The sequence below is a fragment of the Lacrimispora sp. genome, from assembly GCF_036758025.1.
Classification (GTDB): domain Bacteria; phylum Bacillota; class Clostridia; order Lachnospirales; family Lachnospiraceae; genus Lacrimispora.
This window is the reverse complement of the sequence record NZ_DAIOXM010000007.1, coordinates 92,741-111,360: the sequence shown is the minus strand read 5'-3', so window position 1 is coordinate 111,360 and position 18,620 is coordinate 92,741. Positions and strand designations below refer to the sequence as shown.

Here is an 18,620-nt window from a genome sequence, read left to right as displayed (position 1 = left end):
TTTCACCTACCTGTCTAAATCAGTATCGATAAATCCATTGTCATATAAATCACCAATCGAAGAAGTCTCTCCGCACTCAACTACTGAAAATTTACTTTTTACATGTTCATGGTGGTCCGAATCTTCCGATATTCCACTTGTAATTGCGATCATCCATGAGTTGCCCTCAAAATCTTTCAATATTTTGGGTCTGCCATTTGTTAAAAATTGATATATCTGATTTCGATATTCCCATGAAGAATCTATAAGCCATTGGCAATCACGATTTTCTATAAATGTGCATTCCATATCTCCCGAATAGTAATTAGTAATACCACCCTTAATTACAACCGGTTTTAAACGATTGGGTAACTCCACGACACCTACAAGATGATTAAGCTGTTTCTTGAAAGCGGTGTCTAAAATTATAGGATAGGAAACATCTTTTTCACAAATAAAGTATGATTCAAATTTTGATTCAACTCCATTGCTGATATAATTGCCTTCGCCCCCTGAAATAACGGGAACGTAGGCATATTCTATGTTTCCAATCGGTTCCGTGTAGTCTAATAAAATTATTTCAAAATCTTCATTTTTATTAATAGGTTTTTCATATATTGTTTTAAATGTCGGCTCGTTTTTAAGTCTCCTTTTTATTCTGATAAATTCAACTACATCAGTAGAAAAGCCAACGTTACCCCCATGTAAATCACCCATAAATTCAGCGTGCAAAAGCGTGTTAAAACCCCAGTCTGATGGGATAGAAGCATCAAAATTTGTAATGTCTATTAAATTATTACTCACATATATTTCATCTAAAACAGCTGACTTTACAGCTAATTGTTGTATATTCTTTGCTTCAACGGCAGATGAAATCAATGTTTCTTTTGAAGAAGCAAAACTGTTACCTAGAAACATTAAGGTTCACCCCTTTCTATAATAACCACCTTTAAATCATAGTAAGTTCCTTTACGATTTACACATAGAGCGAATTGCTGGTATTCAGACGGTATGTCCGTATAATTGCTGCAGCATATATAATTAATACCACAAGAATTTACAACCAATTCAAAATACGCTTTTTCACCATTTGAATCCGAATAGTTTCCTATCCGGTAATAGATATTGGCGTCTAAACCGTTTCCATCACTAAATGAAATAATAGAATTATTTCTTTTGGGTTCATAAAAAATAAAGGCTTGTGTAAAGTCACCCTTTACTAAAAAGCCTTCATTATAAGTCACCTTATTGTCCCGTAAATCAACATACTCATTCCCTATATAAATCACATCTTTTTCTGGCACTCCAATAGCAGAAATTATATTGCTTTTAAGTTCAATTGCGCCCGATTCCGGCTTATTATTCAGTTCAAGGGTATTAAAAACTTGTGCAATCGTATACGAAACAGTAATAAGAATAAAACCAGTATCTAATGTTATTCCATGCAGCGTTTTTCCCGTAACCCTAAGATAATATTGTTTTGCATTTTCCAGTCCCGAAATAATATAAGATAAATCTGTTGTATCATAGATATCTCCGGAAGAGGAAATTAATGTTTTTTGGTATGTATACAAAAAAACAGAAAAAGAATTTAATGGTTCGTTTTGGGATTGTAAATAATCTATATCAATTTTACATGCTGAGGTCTGAATGATTCCGCCATCAGAAATGGAGGACTTAAAAATGGGTTTAGAGAAACAGTAAAATGGTGTGCCAATTTCCTGTAAACCGGATTCATTGTTGTTTACATCAAATACTGTAATATAGGCGACATAATATACTCCATTAATTAGTTGGCTGTCAGGCAAAACGGTATAAGACTGCTTCATCGTATTTTCTGTTTGATCATATACAATCGCACCGGTTTCATTATTTTTCACGACACATCTGACCTTGTATATCTGATTACCCCGCCAGGTAAATTTAATTTCTGTGCCCAGAGAAGAGTCAAATGGCTCTATTGGATGAATGATCGCATACATATAAGCACCTCCCTTCGTATTTTTTATTTTATGTATTTGCTGTCAGATACTTCTTCGCCCAAGATAGAATCCTTTTTATTAATTGCCTCTTGCTGCGTCTGAGATACCGGTTTACTATTGTCTGAGGTATGATCAACATTCCCCAATGCAATGTTATCAGGTGAAATGTTTACATAGCCTAATTTGTAAAAAACTTCAGCAGAGCCTTTTACTTCATTGACTGTTGAAATAATATCCTCCGATTGATATGTCTGTTGTATATACAATTCATTCCAATTATTTCTTGGAGCACACACCCAGACCGCATCTCCAATTTTTACGTTCCAGCCACATGATGCCGGATATCCCTTATTTTTATACAAAATTGTATATTTATTTGTGGATATTTGATCTACTATTTTAGCACGAAAAGTTTTATCATAACTCATATTTCTTGTTTTTTCTGTTACCATTCTTTCAATATCTTTATATATCTGGTAACAGGCGTTCATTGCCTTCATTGCTTACCTCCAATCTAATAAGAGGGTTATTTAAAACCCTCTTACAATTATCATCGTCTGCCTAAGCCCTGATTAATAGCCATTGTTAATCCACCATTTAAAATTTCAGATGCTAAATCGTCACTATTATTACATTCCTGTATATTAATTCCTCCATTAAAGGTTATAACAGGAGTTGTTGTCCTATCAGCTATATTAATATTTTTGAGTATACTGCTATAATCAGGAATATTTACATTGGGCACAAATCTCTGAGTGGATGCAAAATTCTCCAGCAGTTTATATTGCTGTTCCCGATTCAATACTGCTTCCCCCTCATGGGCAAGAATCGGGACTTGTCCTGGTTTTAATTCATTTGTAGCCAGGTATCTGATCATTTTCCCCCGTTCATTGTCAGACGAAGAACCAACCAGACCATTTTTAATTCCATCAGCGTATATACCAGGGCCATTATTCACATCACCGGTTAACCAGCCTTTGCCTCTGGATTTATCATATGGCTCGTCATCGTAATCATCGTTATCGTAATCATCTTCTAACGCATCTCTGACTTCTCTTAACACATCCAGCATCTTTTCAACGTTACTTGTAAGTTTCTGCCAGCTAGAGGTGTGTTCAGATATGATTCCAGCGTTCTTATTGTACTGTTCCATTGACTTCAACAGTTCGGTGGCCGTGTCTTTCAGCCCGCTTTGGATTCCTTTTAAAACGGAATCTGCATTTGCTGATGTATCGTTTACAATACCTAAATAATCAAAGAGGTTCTGTAAATTTCCAGTAGCTGACATATTCTGATTAAGTTGAGAAAGAAGGGTGTTGATACCCCTTACAGCTTCGGAATATGTAATCTCACCGGCCTTATAGGAAGCCACATAATCCTCTAATAGAGACTGAATGTTATTAGTGGAGTCTATTTGGTCTTGATACTTTTTAAGCTGTTCAGCGGTGTTTTGATACATTTTGGAGAAAGTATTAAATAAGGCTGTATCATTGCCGGAGAGTACCTGGCCTTTCCAATTATTGCCGAGGATAGAAGAAGTTTTTGCTTCGTTTTGAGCTGTCTGAACCTTTTCAGAAATTTCAGACCAACGATTTGATATGATCTCTAATTTTTCAATTTGGGAATCATATAATTCATTTTGTTTCTCTAAAGCTTCATCGAGTGAATCAATTTGATCCTGAATTGCTCCAGTTTCTAAATCGAATTTTGCATTTGTGACTTGTTCCTGTGCTTCTCTTAACTTATCGGCGTCAACTTCATAAGATTCCTGCCCATTACGAATTACCAGCTCTGTTGCTTGCTGATTGATTTTTTGAAGGTTATATAAACTTTGCTCATAGGCCATCTGACGCTTTAACTGATCATTTTGCTTCTGTAGTAAGTCAAGTTTATTTTGAAGGCCTTTTTTTTGTGATTCGTTGGCTTCTTGATAGGCCGTTTTTTGATTGTTTATAACGTCAATCTGCTTTTGAATGGCTCCAGTAACTGCGGATATAACTTGATCCTGTTCACTCTGAACTTTACTCAACCCATCGGCAACTTTTTGTAATTCAGACGAAAACCCACTAATATTCTCAATAGGCATCTTAAGTAATTCTTCGTTCCATTTCTGAAGATTACCGACCATAGAAGAAACCTCTGAATTTACTGAAGTTAGTTGCTGATATAATTTGTTCCACTGGTCACTGCCAACATTATAATTTTCTTGAACGTCGGCAATTATCCTACTCTGTTCGTGAAGCTGATCAATTACTGTCATACCATTAGAAATCAAATTCTGATAGTAATTAGTATCTAGTTTTTTACCAGAAGCTTCAACTTCATTACCCCAATTTGAGATAGCAGTACCAATATCTTTATACATCGAAACAAGAATAGACATATTTTCAATTGGCAACTGAAGTAATTTGTTATTATATTCTTCCTGTGCTTTCTTTAATGTGTATACGCTGATTTCAGCATCACTTATTTCACCATTGAGTTTTGCATATTCTTCAGATGAACTTGATACACCCTCTGCAATCAAATCCTGTAATTCAGCACGTTTATTAGCAAGTAAGGCTTTGGTATTTGCTACTTGACTTGCCGTATTTTGAATTAGCCTGTTGTAAAATAAGGAATCAACGACAACACCTGCCGACTGATAATACTCAATCTGCCTTTCCAACATAGAGTTTGAATTTTCAAGCTGTTTATTCTCATTTAGAATAGAAGATGAGATGTTATCATATTTAGCCACGATATCGTCAAGATACTGTTTCTGTTTTTCGTATTGTGCCTTTTTGGTTTCATTTAACTTATCGTAATCGGTAATAGCCTTCTGTACTTCTTCGGACTCATCACCAGACAAAGTGTCGATAGATAAATCACCATTTTCAATCTTGGCTCTATATTGTGGTGAGATTTTAGCAACAGATTTGTCATACTCTTCTTGATATTTTTGTACTGCATCAGCATATTTAGCAAGCGCCTCTTTATCTATTTCTAATGCTTGTTCTAAATAACTTTGTCTTGATTCCCCAGAAACTCCGTTAGCAATGAGAGAGTAAAGTTCTGCTATGGTCACACCAGCACTTCGAGCCATATCACCTAATTCATCAAATCCTGATGGTATTGATTCTGGGTCTGAATTAAACAACTCTTGCGCTCGGTTGAATTGTTCTTGGGTAATTCCAAGATAGTCGATGTAGGTGTTACCAGCTTTATTTAATAACTCTGATCGTTTATCATCGAGGAGTTTAAGCTGACGGTCAATCCAATCAATGTCTTTGGAGGGATCTTTTTTATCTTTATTTGAACCATCAGAACCGATAAAATCAATATCCGGTACTTTAACTATTATATTGGCAGCCTCATTAAGTCTGTTTATAAAGTCATTGTGTTTATCTTTTGCTGCAGAAGCGGCGTCTAAAGCATTTCTTTCTGCCTTAGACATTTCGCCGCCAATACCCTCTGGTTTACTACCTGCCACACCCTCGACAGATGCCAAATGTGTAGATTCATCAAACACTATCTTATAATATTTTGACCATGCATCTGATAAATTTCCCATTAGCTGTTGGTCAATTTCAGCTTTAGCTTTCGCCATCGTCTTCCAGTTTTCGACGTCAAGACCATAGGCTTGGCTGAGATCATAAAACAACGATTGATTATTACTTTTAACCTTTTCAAAGAATACTGTATCATCAGATAATCTTTGAGCCATTGAATTTCTATAAGATTCGGCATCCGCCTCATAGGTTGTATGCAACTTTGATATTATATCATCAACACTTATCAGACCCTGGGTATACTCAGTGACTGCTGTTCTTAATTGAGGATATTGTTTAGCAATAGACTCTAATGAGGATAGACCTATTTTTCCAGTCTCTTTATACTGTTTTTCAACATTTTGAAGTAAGTTATACCCACTCTGGATATTAGCGGTTAAATCTGTAGATAACGTATATCCATCAGCATAATCCTTGATTGCTTTTACTGCATCCTCTGCGCTTGTACCAGTCTGAGACATAAGGTCATTCAATTCAGATATTGATGATATATTCTTTTCAGTCATATCCCCAGAATTAAATAATGAAACGTACTCCTCAATTTTACCAACTGGAAGATTTGAAAACATATTCGCAAAGTCGGCTGAAAGTCCTTTGCCAGATCTAGCGATATCCCCTTGTACAATACCCATTCTTACCAATTCATCAATTACTTGGTCTACAGTAAGTTTATATTCATCAGCAGAAGAAATAAGTTTGTCAAAGTTATCAAATTTATCATCATCTTGCATTGCTAACAATTCTTCTTTAGTTTTACCTTGTAAGCTAGGTAGAAAATTAGCTATACCATTCTTATTATCAGCTAATGCGTCTCTAAAATCATATATTCCAGTATTAGCCTCGTTAAATACATTAGAAATTATGGAAGCGTAACGAATCCATTCCTCGCTTGATAAATCAATAGAATTTTTTACTTCTCCAAGGTTATTTCTGGCGTCAAGAATCTTAGTCTCATCACCAGAAATTACAGCTTCATTATATTTAGTTACAGCTTCGTATGCTTTACTGTAACCTTTAGATAATTCATCATCTGCAGCGATATTTGCCATAAGTGAAGCGTTGTAATCAGCTTGGTAATCATCTAATATCGACCTATTATTCTTTAGAGCCTTTGTTGTATAGCTTAAAACACTACCGACAGCATCATGATCCTTAAATTCATTATCAAGATCCTGTATCTTATTTGAGAGTTCACGGATAACCTTTTCTGCTTCCTCGGCGTTTCCATTGAAGGTAATTGTATATGCAGGTAAATCGGTGCCTTCAATCTGAGTTAAACTTACTCCCTGATCTTTATACAGAGATGCTACGTTATATATCTCTCTTGAGTAGTCATCATTTAAGATTCCTGTACTTCCTAACTCATAAGTACGTTCTTTAGCCATTTCCCTGGTCGCAGTTTCGATCCCCTTTTTATTGTCAAGAAGGTGATTTTGTGCAGCCGCCTTATTCATGTCTAGGATAGCTTTAGTTTGATCTCTATAAGCATCTGTTACGAGATTTAATCGTCCATATTCATCCCCATAAGAGTTGTTGAGTTCTTTTTGCAGTGATAGTAAGTCACTTTTGATTTCGTTCTGTCTTTCTTCTGATGTATTGGCATCTAATAATTCCGTATGCAACTCTTTATATCTATCTGCATAGTCTTTAATAGCAGAAGAGGTTGAGTTGAATTCATCAGTTGCTTTATTACTTGCTTGAATAGCTTCTTGTACGGATTGCTTATATACGTTCCACGCTGTCGATACGATAGTTACAGCCATTCCAATTGCAATTAGGGGTTTAGCCATCATTGTGGCCCAAAGTTTCTTTAGGGCTGTACTGAAACCTATTGTTGAAACTGTGGCGGCCTTTTGAGAGGTTGAGAGGGTGGCGGTGGATATGGCTTGATTTAACTGTTCGCCAGTAAGTCCTTTTGCTTTAAATATGGCTTCTGCTTGTTTCTTTGTCAAGTTTGCCTGAGAAGCCGCTAACTTAACTGTTTCTTGTGAATAACCTTTCAATCCATCTTTTAAGTCAGAAACAACTTTATTGAAATTACGTTTTGTTATTTTATCAACACTGTTAAATACTCCATCAAATACCATTGTCACATTATTAAGATTGCCTAGATCTTTTAAACGCTTTTAATTATCTTATAATTGTTATTTATAAAATTATATACTGCAACAACAATATTATGAAAAGCAATGGTTTCTGACAATTCAAGAAACAAATGATATTTTTGATTCTAAGGAAGAAGAGGCTTTCGATAAACTATTAGACTACGTTTTAATAGAAGAAGATCATATCAAAGCAACAAAGAAAGGAGCTAAAATAGCTATATTTGAGGGATACCATCGTGGTACTGGAAATATGTCCATTCTCTGACCTGAGGTAATAACTCTGAGCATTCCATTGTTTGTAAATCTTCCATATGTAATGTTGTAATTGCTCTGCTTCGTTAACACCTTACATCTACGGAGAAACTCGAAGAGTTTGTTGCGTCCAATTTGATACATCCCCCTGTTCTCAGCCTAAATTCTTCACTTATTTTTAACACAAATAATCAAATATTAAAAACTTTTGTTTTATTTCAGATAGTATAAAGCAATTACTATTAACAATTTGGCAATATATTTACCAAAACTGATTTGACGACATAAAACGTGCCGAAAAATTTTACTGGTTGGATAAAACACTATATCCAAACGTATTACTAAAACTTTAGAAAATCGCAATACGTACTATGCCTTATAAGCCAAATACATTATGGCTGCATTTAACTCAGAGGATGGGTATGTCTCTGGGGATACTGCTACAAATTGTAACATTGTCCTGCTCATTACCTATCTTTATTTATCACTTAGAAATCACTATATTTTCATATAGCTTATCATATGAAAGACAACAACTTTTTTTGGTTTCCCTAGCAATTTGCGTGTGCCGTTTCCAGCTCCGATTTAGCATGTTGTCAATAAAGGCTTCAAGCATTTACTCCTCCATGTATAGTTTATACTCCGCTAAAAGTGTTTGCAGAGTCTTATTAAAAACTCCATGTATCCATAGGCTTGTTTATAACGCCATTATGTAATATTCTTACCTATGATTGACCGTCTTAAAAATCTAGGCAATTTTTAAGAAATCCTTCTTACAGGATCTATCAAAGTTTTTAACGAATTCTGTTATACCGATTCCTGCACCTAAAGCACCCAATGGAGTCAGAAAACTTACGATTCCATCCGCCCCTTTTATTAAAGCGGTGCCAAGGTCAAGAAAGAAATTAATCGCACCTGAATCAACCAACGTATTGGACAGTCCAATAAATGCATTGCTTAATCTTTCAGTATGAGCCGCAACAGAGTCCTGATAAGCAGAGAACGTCTCCATTGCCTGCCCAGATGAATTAAGGGATGTTTCGGTATATTTCTGAGCTGTTGAAAAGTTTTCCATTAGAACAATGAAATTTCCCATATGGTCAGTCCCGGCAAAGGCATTTGCAATTGCCTGCTGCTGAACCTCAGAATAGTTGTTCCAGTTAGAAGCTGTCTCAGTTAATACTTCATCAAAATCCCGGAACGAATTCTGCGAGTCTCTTAATGAAATACCAGCACTTTTTAGCACGGTTTCCACATTTGAAATATCTTCTCCCGAATTCTGGTAATCCTTTAATTTACCAAGCTTAATATTTCCCATACGGGAAAATACTGAATCAAGAGACGTTCCTGCTTCACTCATACCAGACTGGGAAACCTCACCTATTGCTGTCAAATATCCAAGTAAAGTATCTATACTGACTCCCGCAAGTTTTGCATTATCTGCAACCTCGCTCATACCTTCAACCAGTCCGCCTATGTCAGCGGAAGAGTTCATATCTACGGCATATAGTTTGTCTACAACACCAAGGGTGTCCCCAATTGAAACTTCATAATCCTTCATAATATTCGTAAGGTATTCAGTCGCATCTGCCGATGACATTTTACCTACTTTGGAAAGTACCATTGAACTGCGAATGAGATCTTCTGTTTCCGCTATCGTTTTCCCTTGCTTTAGCCATTCCGTGCCAGACTTGGCAACATCGATAACTGTGGCACCTAACTCATCGCCAAGTTTTGAATATGATTCTATGTATGATTGTAATTCTTTTTTAGATGCGCCGGTTGCCATGGAAAGACCCGCAACTGTCTCATTTAATTCTATGGAAGCATCTTTTATTTTATTAAATCCATTAATCACCATTGTTATTCCATCTGATTCAAACAGCCAAGAACCAACGCGGCCTGCAGTTTTTTTTAGGGAATCAAATAAATTCACTTTGTTTGTTTTATTAGTAGTAGAATCGATATTTCCACCAAAAGGTTTCAGGGCTCCACTATTATTATCAGCCTGCGGTTTGATGCTGTCAATTGTACTCAATTTTTTGACTTCATCAACGGTCTTTCCTACCTCCTTCTGCAATTTCCGTTGATCTTTTATGGCCTCAGTCACGTCCTTTTTGATATCACCACTATTCATTTTTATATCGATACCAGTGGCTTTCTTTAATTTGGACTTTAATTCAGAAATTACCTGTTTAGCTGCTTCCATTAATTCAGCTTTATTTAAACCCACTGAAAGTTTCAACTGATATTTTTTTAATATATTTTGGACTTTGGCAATAGCAGATTTTCCAATTCCACTTGGATCCAATACTACCTTCAGTAATGCTTTTAAATCTTTCATTTATTTACATTCCTCCTTTTAAAAAGAGCAATAATCATGCACCACACCTGCAAACTCCTTCATGAATTCAACCTTCACTTCTTCAGGCGTCATGTCTTTTGCGCTAATAGCTAATTTTGTAAGCAATTCCATATAGTCATCGCTATGGGAGAATGCTTGAAATAACTCCATTTTCAAACGTGCAAAGAATATCTTTGACTTAATATAGTTACTAATAAATTTAAACATACGTTTTTCCTCCAAATAAAAAAGACGAAATCATTTCCATGAAAGCGCCTTTTTCTTAAAATCCGTTTTTAAGTTTTTCTTTGTATAACTCCCGGATGACCTCCATAGAAGTATTCACTTTCCCATTACTTAAATGATTCTCCTCCAACACCTTCTCATATTTTTCATAGATATTTAACACATGATCATATTGTTCTTTACTATAAGCCCTGCCGGATGATAAAGAAGAGGCGAAGTCTAATATTTCGTAACGCATATCGTCTATTGATTTATCAATAAACATATCAGTTAATTTTTTCAAACCGCTTCGCAGGCTCTCATCATGCTTAATAGATTCTTCAACATCAATTTTCCGTTGTTTCCACAACTCATCCAGGCTCTGAGAGGTTTTCATCAATAAATAATGGTCTTCTTGTTTTTTTCTTACCCATTTTACCGGCTTCCCAATGGTTTCTGAGAATTTACCTATCATCGCAACACTGGCGTTAATGGCAGATAAGATGAGAAATCCCGTAATCAACCATGATAAAAAATCAATTTTTTGTAATTCTGCTATATCATTCACTCCTTATCTCCCCGCCTTTCATCATAATACCTTATTCTTAATGTCAAATAAGGCGGTGCCAATTAAAGAGTCTAAGTAAGCCTCAAAGTCTGAATTGGCTTCTTTTAATGACCTGTAAACGGTAGCTGATAGTGCGAGGATTGTCTTGTTTTTTGCCAATTCCTTTACTTCTATTTGCTTTTCAGGGGTCCAGTCAGCGGTTTTCTTTAAATCCTTTACAAAAACTTCATCCACGGATTTAACTGACTTGACAACTTCCTCATATAAGATGGAAGCATATTTATCTAATCTCTTTGTTTCAGCCCATGCATATATCTGTTTCCACGTATAACGCAAAACCGGAACCAATACAACAGTCCAAATGGTTAATAAAACTTCCATAATATCAATGTTTTGTAATATTTCGTTCATTCCGTTTTTCCCTTTTATTGATTAAGAATAAAAATTTGATAGAGCTCCAAATAATTCTTTCGTTTTTTCGTATTTATATGTGATTAACCCATTTACTTTTTTAACAAACGTATACCTTATGTTATTCTCTGTTAGAAAGTTAACTTCTGCTAAATATTGTGTCTGATATTCTTTGTCAAATTTAGTTTCGTATATATTATTCAGTCCTTTCGTGAGTAAAAAATAGGGATACACAAATAATTGAATAAATGTGTATCCCTATTTACACTATGTAATTCAATCACTATTTTTTATTTTCACTGGTTTTAATCTCTATGACTTTATAAATCCCATTTTCTTTTACTAAGTCAACAAGCTTTCCCTTGTAACGTTTGATATTATCTTTTTTATCAAAAACAATATCAGTTACGTTTTTGCCTTCTGTAATAATGAAAGATGGGCATTATACCCATCTTGTCATCTGAATCATAGTAGAACTATTTGCAGCCTTCATGATTTCACATTCAAAGCTTGTTGGTGTTGGATCACCTTCAGCACTGAAGACAAGATTGAGATTAGAACTCCATTTAAGGTTAGGAATTACAACCTGGAAGGCTTCATCTTTACCGGTTTCTCTATTTCGGATAACCGTGTTTCCAACTAATTTATATGTACCACTAAAATGAGCAGCATCGATTACATAAGACTCAGTGACTTCGGCACTGGTAAATGTGTAATAAACGATAACGTTTTTATTAGATGCCGCTGAAACTGTTAAGGTTTTACCTGTAAGCTGTGCGTCTGTCATCACAATTGGAGTTCCACAGTCATCGTTTACTTCATATACAAGAATCTGGCTGGCAGCTTCCTTTGGTGTATATGCCAATTCAATAACTCCAGAATCATTGGCTTTTAACGGATATGATTCACCTTTATCAACAGGACCGGCACCGGTAGTGTCGTATTCTGTAGCCTGTCTCATATAAACGGTCTGTGCCCCGGTTACTGTTGCTACACCAGAAATCAGCTCAAGTGATTTAGGAGAAAGCAAAGCATCTTCGATCGTGAGCTTTCCTTCTTTATTTAATTCCCATGTAATTAACTTGGCATTTCCCTTACCGCCTCTGGCATATACCTTCTCTGCTGTAACTTCAATAGAAGATGTTTTTAAAGTATCAAAAAAGATGACCGGTTTATCGTTAGACATATCATAAAGAATAACATCCATTACTTCCTTGGCTCCGAACTTAGTATTAGCACCCATTATATTTCCTCCTGTTTTTCAATAAAATAAGCTGATACACAAAGTACCAGCTTTAATCATTTGGTTTCTTTATTTTTGAAAGCCAATGTTGAAGTTTTACATCTTCACTTTTAGCACCGGCTATCAATGCTTGTATATTAACGTGAAAGTCATCCATAATTTTTAAACGATTGAACTGATTGTTAAACTGGTATATATCATAACTTTCATATACTTCCTGTAATGACATGTGCTCTGCCTGTGCAAATATGCTTATTAAATCTGTCATGGTAAGACTATCGTCATCACTGCTGATGCTCTTGGCTTTTTTGACTTTTTCTCGCAATTTCTTTCTTTTTTCCAAGAGCTTTTTAGCCATTTCTCCACTAGGATTTTCACATTCATTCACATCATCTAAATCAACCAAGCAATTTCTTTGTTTTAAAATTTCCCTAAAATTATCATAGTTTAAATGATTTAATACGTATTTTTCGTCATTGTCATCACCTATGATAAAGCCATAGTCCTGATGGAATACAACCTTTTTTCTAAAGAAAAGATTCAAGAATGCTGGTATTAAAATAAACAAAGAATTTGAAACATGATCTGGTTCTATTTCTGTCTTTTTTATCTGGGCATGTTCCTGCAGCATATTTAGCATAATCAGCATAAAGGTATTGGGGTTTTCAACGGCTCCGGTTAACAGCTCATTTGCCTTATCATCATCCATACATAAAATAGATATTATGTTTTGTAATTTCGAAAAACCGGCATCGGCCATTTCTCCCAATGTAATCCTATATGTGGGGATATCATCTAAATACAATACACTGCCTCTAAGTAGTTTGTGTTCTAAATCGTGTTTATTCAAATCATCACCATTTTATAATTTGGTATCTATGTTAAACTCAGAACAAGTATAAATCAATCACCCACCATAATACTCCTTGTTTGCGCAAAATGTGTTGCCGGCTGTAACTTCAGTCTTTTTAAGGTGTTTATGGTGGAATAAATTTGAAGCTGGAAGGAGTGAATTTATAGGTCGTTTATTCACTCATTTTCCGTACCAATAGAAAAATGAACCTTTCAACTTTGAATCTTGGCCAAGATTCTTATTATTATTGATTAACGCCTAACCCTGCTCGTCTGCGTTACTGTATGTCTCCGTATTGTTTCTGCCAAGTCTTTCGTATGTGCACTACTATTACACATGGCAGCTGACATATTCCCAATCTGATTCTACTATTATTTCACAAGTCCCCCATATTTCAACGCCCCGTCATCATCAGGTATCAGTGTCACCGGCTCTGCAACCATTTTTCCATCGCTGTCCAGACAGTAAATCTTATTAGATTCAGCAATTAAAGTGCCTTTTAACATAGCGCCGTCAGGGCCGAGATAATGCCAATTACCATTATATTGATACCAGGTATTTCTGACCATAAGGCCGGCTTCATGAAACCAATACCACTTCCCGTTATCATTAAGCCAGTTGTTCCGGATCGGGAGACCTGTATCTCCGTTGTAAAATCTCCAGCCGCCATCTTCCTGGTGCCAGCCGGATTTCTTCTCCGGAGCTGTCGCCAAAGCCTCTTTAAACATATCCCATGTGTGCTTTGTGTGGTTATAGACATATGGATTCGGACATATCTTCCCTGTCACATCATAGTGACGTATGACCCGGTCAACGGAATTTCCATATAAATTCATTAGATACTTTGTAAGTTCAATGGCTGAATTTATGGTGGCATCTTCAAAGTACCAATCTTTGGAGTCCGATGTCCGGGAACCCTTATTTCGTACACATATTTCAATATTTACACAATTCGCATTTTGGGCAATTCCGTATAATGAGCCGCCGCCAGTGGATTGTTTCGTACCGCCAACAGCCCAGCAATACCTTGTCATTGGATTGGGATTATACTGCCAAATGTCTCCGGAAAACCCTACAAAAAAATCAGCCGATGCATTTGTAACAGTCCGCTGATTGTAATAGTTTATATTTGCTTTGGCATCTCCAGTGGCACCAACGTAATGTATAACTATGTATCCTATTTTACCTGGGCGGACAGATGTATTATGTGTCCAAAAATTTGTATTTTGATTAATTTTCATTTATCCCCTGCCTCTTTTCCTACGGTAATTGCGGAAGTGGGATTTGAACCAATGACAACACCACTGGAAATAGCAGTGCTGCCATTGGTTTCACCCTTCCCCTTTATGTCATTATCTCAGAAAGAGTTTTATATGCTCGATGCTCTAAAAGCTTTGATTTTAGCGGGATTTTTCGTGTTTCACTTACTCTTGAATTTTTTTTAAGGATTATTTTATGCATAATATCTGGTTAATGCATTGGTACGGTTGACTTCCCGATAGCAGTTTTCGCAATACTTTGCTCTGTTATTCGTTACTAAAAATCTATCCTTACACTTCGCACATATTTTAGTTCCGTTTACATTAGCTTCGATATTAGAATAAATTACATCACCAAATAGTCTCCAGAGAGTATCCTTATTGACTTCATTTTGTAACTCTCTTATTAAAACATCTACTATAACAGCAGCGGGCTCCCCAATGATACTCTCAAACATTTTACGCTGTTTACCTGAATCCAATTCAATTTGTAAGAGTGCCCGGTTTTTATCGTCTTTTCCAAGGACTGAAAAATCCATATGGGATAACTTCCTTATATTAATGGTATCCACATCTCGATAAAGCTGTATAATTTTATCTGCTAATTCACTGCATACGTTTATATCAGGATTTTTCATCAGAACTTTATATGAATATTTTCCAAGCAAATCTTTAAAAACAATACGATTGGTTTTTGCAATATCATAGATTCTATCTATATTGCATTTACCAATATCCTCGACCTGACATTTGTTTTTATTTTTAGCATAAATGAAAAAATGGGGGACTTTTTTTCCGCTGTATTTTCTATAATTACTTTTGATATTTGGGGGAATATCCGGTTTATATAAAGTTTTGGCGTAATCTATGGTAAAATTCACATCTACACATCTTAAAGCAATAACATCAATAGCCTGCAACACCTCTTCCTCTGTACTATTGGGATTTAAAGTCATCCATACCTTAGTGATTTCATTGCTTGGTGTACCAATGTTGCCATGGTGATATGCCATAACAATTCCGTTAAAAAGAGAAGCGTTGTCCAAAACAGTGGGGCTGGCCTTTGGCATTTCGTAATAGTTGGGAATCATTCCGTATTTTTTTTGAAACATCTTAGCACATTTTATAATAACCTTATTGTTATGCACCAATAGTTTATCTCCATCATTATCATACATAAGGAGTTTGCTCATTGTATCTTTCATTCCAATATATATACCATTTGACTTTGTCCATTTTTTTATAGTGTCACTTACCTGGTTTTTTCTAATACAGTGTGCATGATCTAAATGGGGAGAGCGAAGACAATCAACTTCTTCTTCATTCCGAAACAAATTACAGGAAACACTCCCTTCTTTCACAAACCCAAAATCTTCAATTTTCTCTTTATCCATATCGGTAAACCACCACTGCAAACAAGCCAGTGGATCAGGGATTACATATGTATATGCCCCATTGATATCAAACTTACCACTTCTAAGTTTTTTGATCATACTGTCTTTTGTGTTTTTCAGAAGGGTTTTTACATGGAAGTCCTTTAACATCTCAGGATAGACAAGCAGAGATTTTTGAAGCCAATTCATATTATCATTTTTAGTTTCGTCTGCCCCAAGTATACTTAGCATGGAATTTACATCTTTCCCAATACCATTTAAATTTGTGATATTATATTGTGCTAAATCGAAAATATCTTTATTTGACATCTCCGTTGTCAGAGTTTGAAGCACTTGGTAATTTGTTTTGCCATTTAATTTTACCCCCCGCTCAACATTACACCTGCAAGCATCACAGTAATACTTTTTGAAATTATCCTTGTAAACTTCCCAGCCCGTTTTTACAAGGTTGCCGGCTTCATCAGTGATATTATTATAATACTTCCACATTTTAAATTGAGATCTTGTAAAGATATAGTCAACATTTGCAATAGAATGAGATTTTCCGTAAATATCAATAATCTTATTTACTGCATATCCATTTTCACCGCACCAGTCTTGAAATGCTCTCTTAGGACAATAGGCTATAAGTCCTTTGATAAAAGGAAGCCGTATCATTGATGTCTGCATCTTCTTTAAGGAGATTCCAAATCCGTCTGTAAATGGGATTGTAACGTCCATATTTTGTATAGTGATTTTATGATATTTTGACTTGATCCTATCAATACGGTCAATCAATTCAATTCTTTCATCTTTTAATTCTTTTTCATGAGCCACTTCATTCTTGGGACGGCGGTATCCTTTTGGGTATGATTCTTTTTTTGTTTTAATCTCTTTTAAAGCGTCTGAGTTGCTTTTTAATAACTCTTGCAGATTTAAAACTTCTGTTTTGTCTTCCGGGCTTTCCGTATATATATATCTAACTTCCTGGTTAGGAATCTTATATTCAATGTCCTCAACTACGATTGCCTTATCTATATTGAAATCAGTCCATATCTCACTATTGGTCTGACATAAGCTTGTATAAGCAAGGTATTTATTTGTATTCATACCACCTTGATTATTAATAGATTCCTTACTCAATCCACAAAATAACCGTTTAAAGTTCTTATCTAACATATCCTCTGAAACAAATGTACTCTTTTTACATCTGGTTTGACCTGCACCGGCAGTAAAGAAAACAAAATGTTTACTTTTGTAATTAAATCCATGATACATAATTGATTCAAATATATCCGTATAATAAGTTACAACGCTGACAATGTCATCACTATGTTCCATATCTTTGCAGTTAAAGCATCTTGTTAAATCACTCTCGGAAATTGCAATATTTCTAAATTGATCTTCATTAGTGAACTCTCTATCGTCATATATATTCCTGATAATTGTTTTGTTTGTTTCTAACTTTTTATGAAATTCATCACCTTTATTCTTTTTAGTTTCCTTTAAAGTATTCACTTTTTGTTCCTGTTGTTCAAGATGTCCTTTTAACCATGAGTAATAACTATCTTCGATATTACAGTACATTATTTTTGATTTAATGAAAGATATCGATATGTTACAAGATTCAATTTGATATTTTAACTCACCTATTGTTTTATAAATTTTATATTCATCTTCAGTGAGCAGTGGTTCAAAACCAATGTTTAAAATTTCAATGATAGCTTTTCCGTTACCATATGTAGAGTATTTTAAACGAGCATCTTTATTTATATTATTCATTCATTTCCTCCAAGCATTATATTATATCTTCCTATTAGCCATTAGCAGATAACCTTTCCTCTTTATATAAGTCGTGTCCGCGTTCAAAACATTTCAGTTCGTATTCATATCTGTCTATGTATTTCTCAAAAAATCCTTCCTTGTGTAACTCTGCAACGTACTGGGCCAAATCACGCTTGATCGTTTTCATATCAGAATAATTTGTTTCTACGTTGGCAGCCGTTTCAAGCATATCCCATTTGTCAACTGTATTTTCATGAAGCAGTAGAGTAGTAAAGTATCTTTTCTTCTCATTATTCCAATTTGCCATTGCCACTACTTTGTATCCATTTTCTAAATCCACCTCTACCACATTATTTGATAAAACTTTGTATCTAAGCATTTTGATCTTTCTCCTTCATCATATTTATATTTTTTCGCCTATCTCGCTCTTCGCTATTCCTTATACACTGACTGTCAAATTTCATATCTGATAAAATCCGTCCTGTAATATCATGCAAGGTTGAAAATCCGCGGTGTTCTGTATTAAAGCTATCGACATTGATTATGCCTCCATATGTATTATATTTTGAGCATGTAGTTGTTTCTGCCATGTAAGCTGTAATTCTCCTTTCATATTCTGTTTTTACTTTCTCTATCTTTATCTGTCTTTCTGATAAGCATCCGGTTGATTTGGTACATGTAATAATTCTC

Annotated in this window: 15 protein-coding genes; all 15 read right to left on the bottom strand. The window is 35.2% G+C overall.

Features of this window, described 5'->3' with window-relative positions; genetic code table 11:
• Positions 1-6: 6 nt before the first annotated feature.
• The 15 genes from V7M78_RS08330 to V7M78_RS08265 all read right to left on the bottom strand — a co-directional run bounded on the left by V7M78_RS08330 (position 7) and on the right by V7M78_RS08265 (position 18,520).
• A complete protein-coding gene (locus V7M78_RS08330; RefSeq protein ID WP_333648344.1) occupies positions 7-897 on the bottom strand; it encodes a hypothetical protein in 891 nt (296 codons plus the stop codon).
• Positions 897-1,961, bottom strand: a complete 1,065-nt coding sequence (locus V7M78_RS08325; protein ID WP_333648342.1) for a hypothetical protein — start codon at positions 1,959-1,961, stop codon at positions 897-899. The genes V7M78_RS08330 and V7M78_RS08325 overlap by 1 nt, the downstream gene beginning before the upstream one ends.
• Before the next feature lie 23 nt (positions 1,962-1,984).
• Entirely contained in the window at positions 1,985-2,461 is a 477-nt protein-coding gene (locus tag V7M78_RS08320; protein ID WP_333648340.1) for a hypothetical protein, read from the bottom strand.
• A gap of 50 nt (positions 2,462-2,511) precedes the next feature.
• A complete protein-coding gene (locus V7M78_RS08315; protein ID WP_333648338.1) occupies positions 2,512-7,605 on the bottom strand; it encodes a hypothetical protein in 5,094 nt (1,697 codons plus the stop codon).
• Positions 7,606-7,797: 192 nt separating this feature from the next.
• On the bottom strand, positions 7,798-8,013 hold the full coding sequence (locus tag V7M78_RS21615) for a phage antirepressor KilAC domain-containing protein (protein ID WP_442914635.1): 216 nt from the start codon (positions 8,011-8,013) through the stop codon (positions 7,798-7,800).
• A 604-nt stretch (positions 8,014-8,617) separates the two neighbouring features.
• A complete protein-coding gene (locus V7M78_RS08310; protein ID WP_333648336.1) occupies positions 8,618-10,213 on the bottom strand; it encodes a phage tail tape measure protein in 1,596 nt (531 codons plus the stop codon).
• A gap of 18 nt (positions 10,214-10,231) precedes the next feature.
• Positions 10,232-10,441, bottom strand: coding sequence for a hypothetical protein (locus V7M78_RS08305; RefSeq protein ID WP_333648334.1), 210 nt, complete (start codon positions 10,439-10,441; stop codon positions 10,232-10,234).
• Between the two features lie 55 nt (positions 10,442-10,496).
• Entirely contained in the window at positions 10,497-11,006 is a 510-nt protein-coding gene (locus tag V7M78_RS08300; protein WP_333648332.1) for a hypothetical protein, read from the bottom strand.
• Between the two features lie 21 nt (positions 11,007-11,027).
• Positions 11,028-11,417: a hypothetical protein gene (locus tag V7M78_RS08295; protein ID WP_333648330.1), complete on the bottom strand. Its 390-nt coding sequence runs from the start codon at positions 11,415-11,417 to the stop codon at positions 11,028-11,030.
• A gap of 442 nt (positions 11,418-11,859) precedes the next feature.
• On the bottom strand, positions 11,860-12,660 hold the full coding sequence (locus V7M78_RS08290) for a hypothetical protein (RefSeq protein ID WP_333648329.1): 801 nt from the start codon (positions 12,658-12,660) through the stop codon (positions 11,860-11,862).
• A gap of 52 nt (positions 12,661-12,712) precedes the next feature.
• Positions 12,713-13,510 carry a hypothetical protein gene (locus V7M78_RS08285; protein WP_333648328.1) on the bottom strand — a complete coding sequence of 266 codons (798 nt, stop codon included), beginning with the start codon at positions 13,508-13,510 and terminating at the stop codon, positions 12,713-12,715.
• A 374-nt stretch (positions 13,511-13,884) separates the two neighbouring features.
• Positions 13,885-14,754, bottom strand: coding sequence for a peptidoglycan recognition protein family protein (locus V7M78_RS08280; protein ID WP_333648327.1), 870 nt, complete (start codon positions 14,752-14,754; stop codon positions 13,885-13,887).
• A 212-nt stretch (positions 14,755-14,966) separates the two neighbouring features.
• Positions 14,967-17,927 (bottom strand): hypothetical protein, encoded by a 2,961-nt coding sequence (locus V7M78_RS08275; protein ID WP_333648325.1) that lies wholly within the window; start codon positions 17,925-17,927, stop codon positions 14,967-14,969.
• A gap of 34 nt (positions 17,928-17,961) precedes the next feature.
• Entirely contained in the window at positions 17,962-18,309 is a 348-nt protein-coding gene (locus V7M78_RS08270) for a hypothetical protein (protein ID WP_333648323.1), read from the bottom strand.
• Positions 18,302-18,520 carry a hypothetical protein gene (locus V7M78_RS08265; RefSeq protein ID WP_333648321.1) on the bottom strand — a complete coding sequence of 73 codons (219 nt, stop codon included), beginning with the start codon at positions 18,518-18,520 and terminating at the stop codon, positions 18,302-18,304. Before V7M78_RS08265 ends, V7M78_RS08270 begins: the two co-directional genes overlap by 8 nt.
• Positions 18,521-18,620: the final 100 nt, after the last annotated feature.

What these genes read in the sequence shown, in the direction of transcription:
- V7M78_RS08325 (WP_333648342.1), bottom strand. Translation starts at nt 1,961, where the DNA reads ATGTATGCGATCATTCATCCAATAGAGCCATTTGACTCTTCTCTGGGC.
- V7M78_RS08270 (WP_333648323.1), bottom strand. Translation starts at nt 18,309, where the DNA reads ATGCTTAGATACAAAGTTTTATCAAATAATGTGGTAGAGGTGGATTTA.
- V7M78_RS21615 (WP_442914635.1), bottom strand. Translation starts at nt 8,013, where the DNA reads ATGTATCAAATTGGACGCAACAAACTCTTCGAGTTTCTCCGTAGATGT.
- V7M78_RS08275 (WP_333648325.1), bottom strand. Translation starts at nt 17,927, where the DNA reads ATGAATAATATAAATAAAGATGCTCGTTTAAAATACTCTACATATGGT.
- V7M78_RS08265 (WP_333648321.1), bottom strand. Translation starts at nt 18,520, where the DNA reads ATGGCAGAAACAACTACATGCTCAAAATATAATACATATGGAGGCATA.
- V7M78_RS08295 (WP_333648330.1), bottom strand. Translation starts at nt 11,417, where the DNA reads ATGAACGAAATATTACAAAACATTGATATTATGGAAGTTTTATTAACC.
- V7M78_RS08320 (WP_333648340.1), bottom strand. Translation starts at nt 2,461, where the DNA reads ATGAAGGCAATGAACGCCTGTTACCAGATATATAAAGATATTGAAAGA.
- V7M78_RS08310 (WP_333648336.1), bottom strand. Translation starts at nt 10,213, where the DNA reads ATGAAAGATTTAAAAGCATTACTGAAGGTAGTATTGGATCCAAGTGGA.
- V7M78_RS08305 (WP_333648334.1), bottom strand. Translation starts at nt 10,441, where the DNA reads ATGTTTAAATTTATTAGTAACTATATTAAGTCAAAGATATTCTTTGCA.
- V7M78_RS08330 (WP_333648344.1), bottom strand. Translation starts at nt 897, where the DNA reads ATGTTTCTAGGTAACAGTTTTGCTTCTTCAAAAGAAACATTGATTTCA.
- V7M78_RS08290 (WP_333648329.1), bottom strand. Translation starts at nt 12,660, where the DNA reads ATGGGTGCTAATACTAAGTTCGGAGCCAAGGAAGTAATGGATGTTATT.
- V7M78_RS08280 (WP_333648327.1), bottom strand. Translation starts at nt 14,754, where the DNA reads ATGAAAATTAATCAAAATACAAATTTTTGGACACATAATACATCTGTC.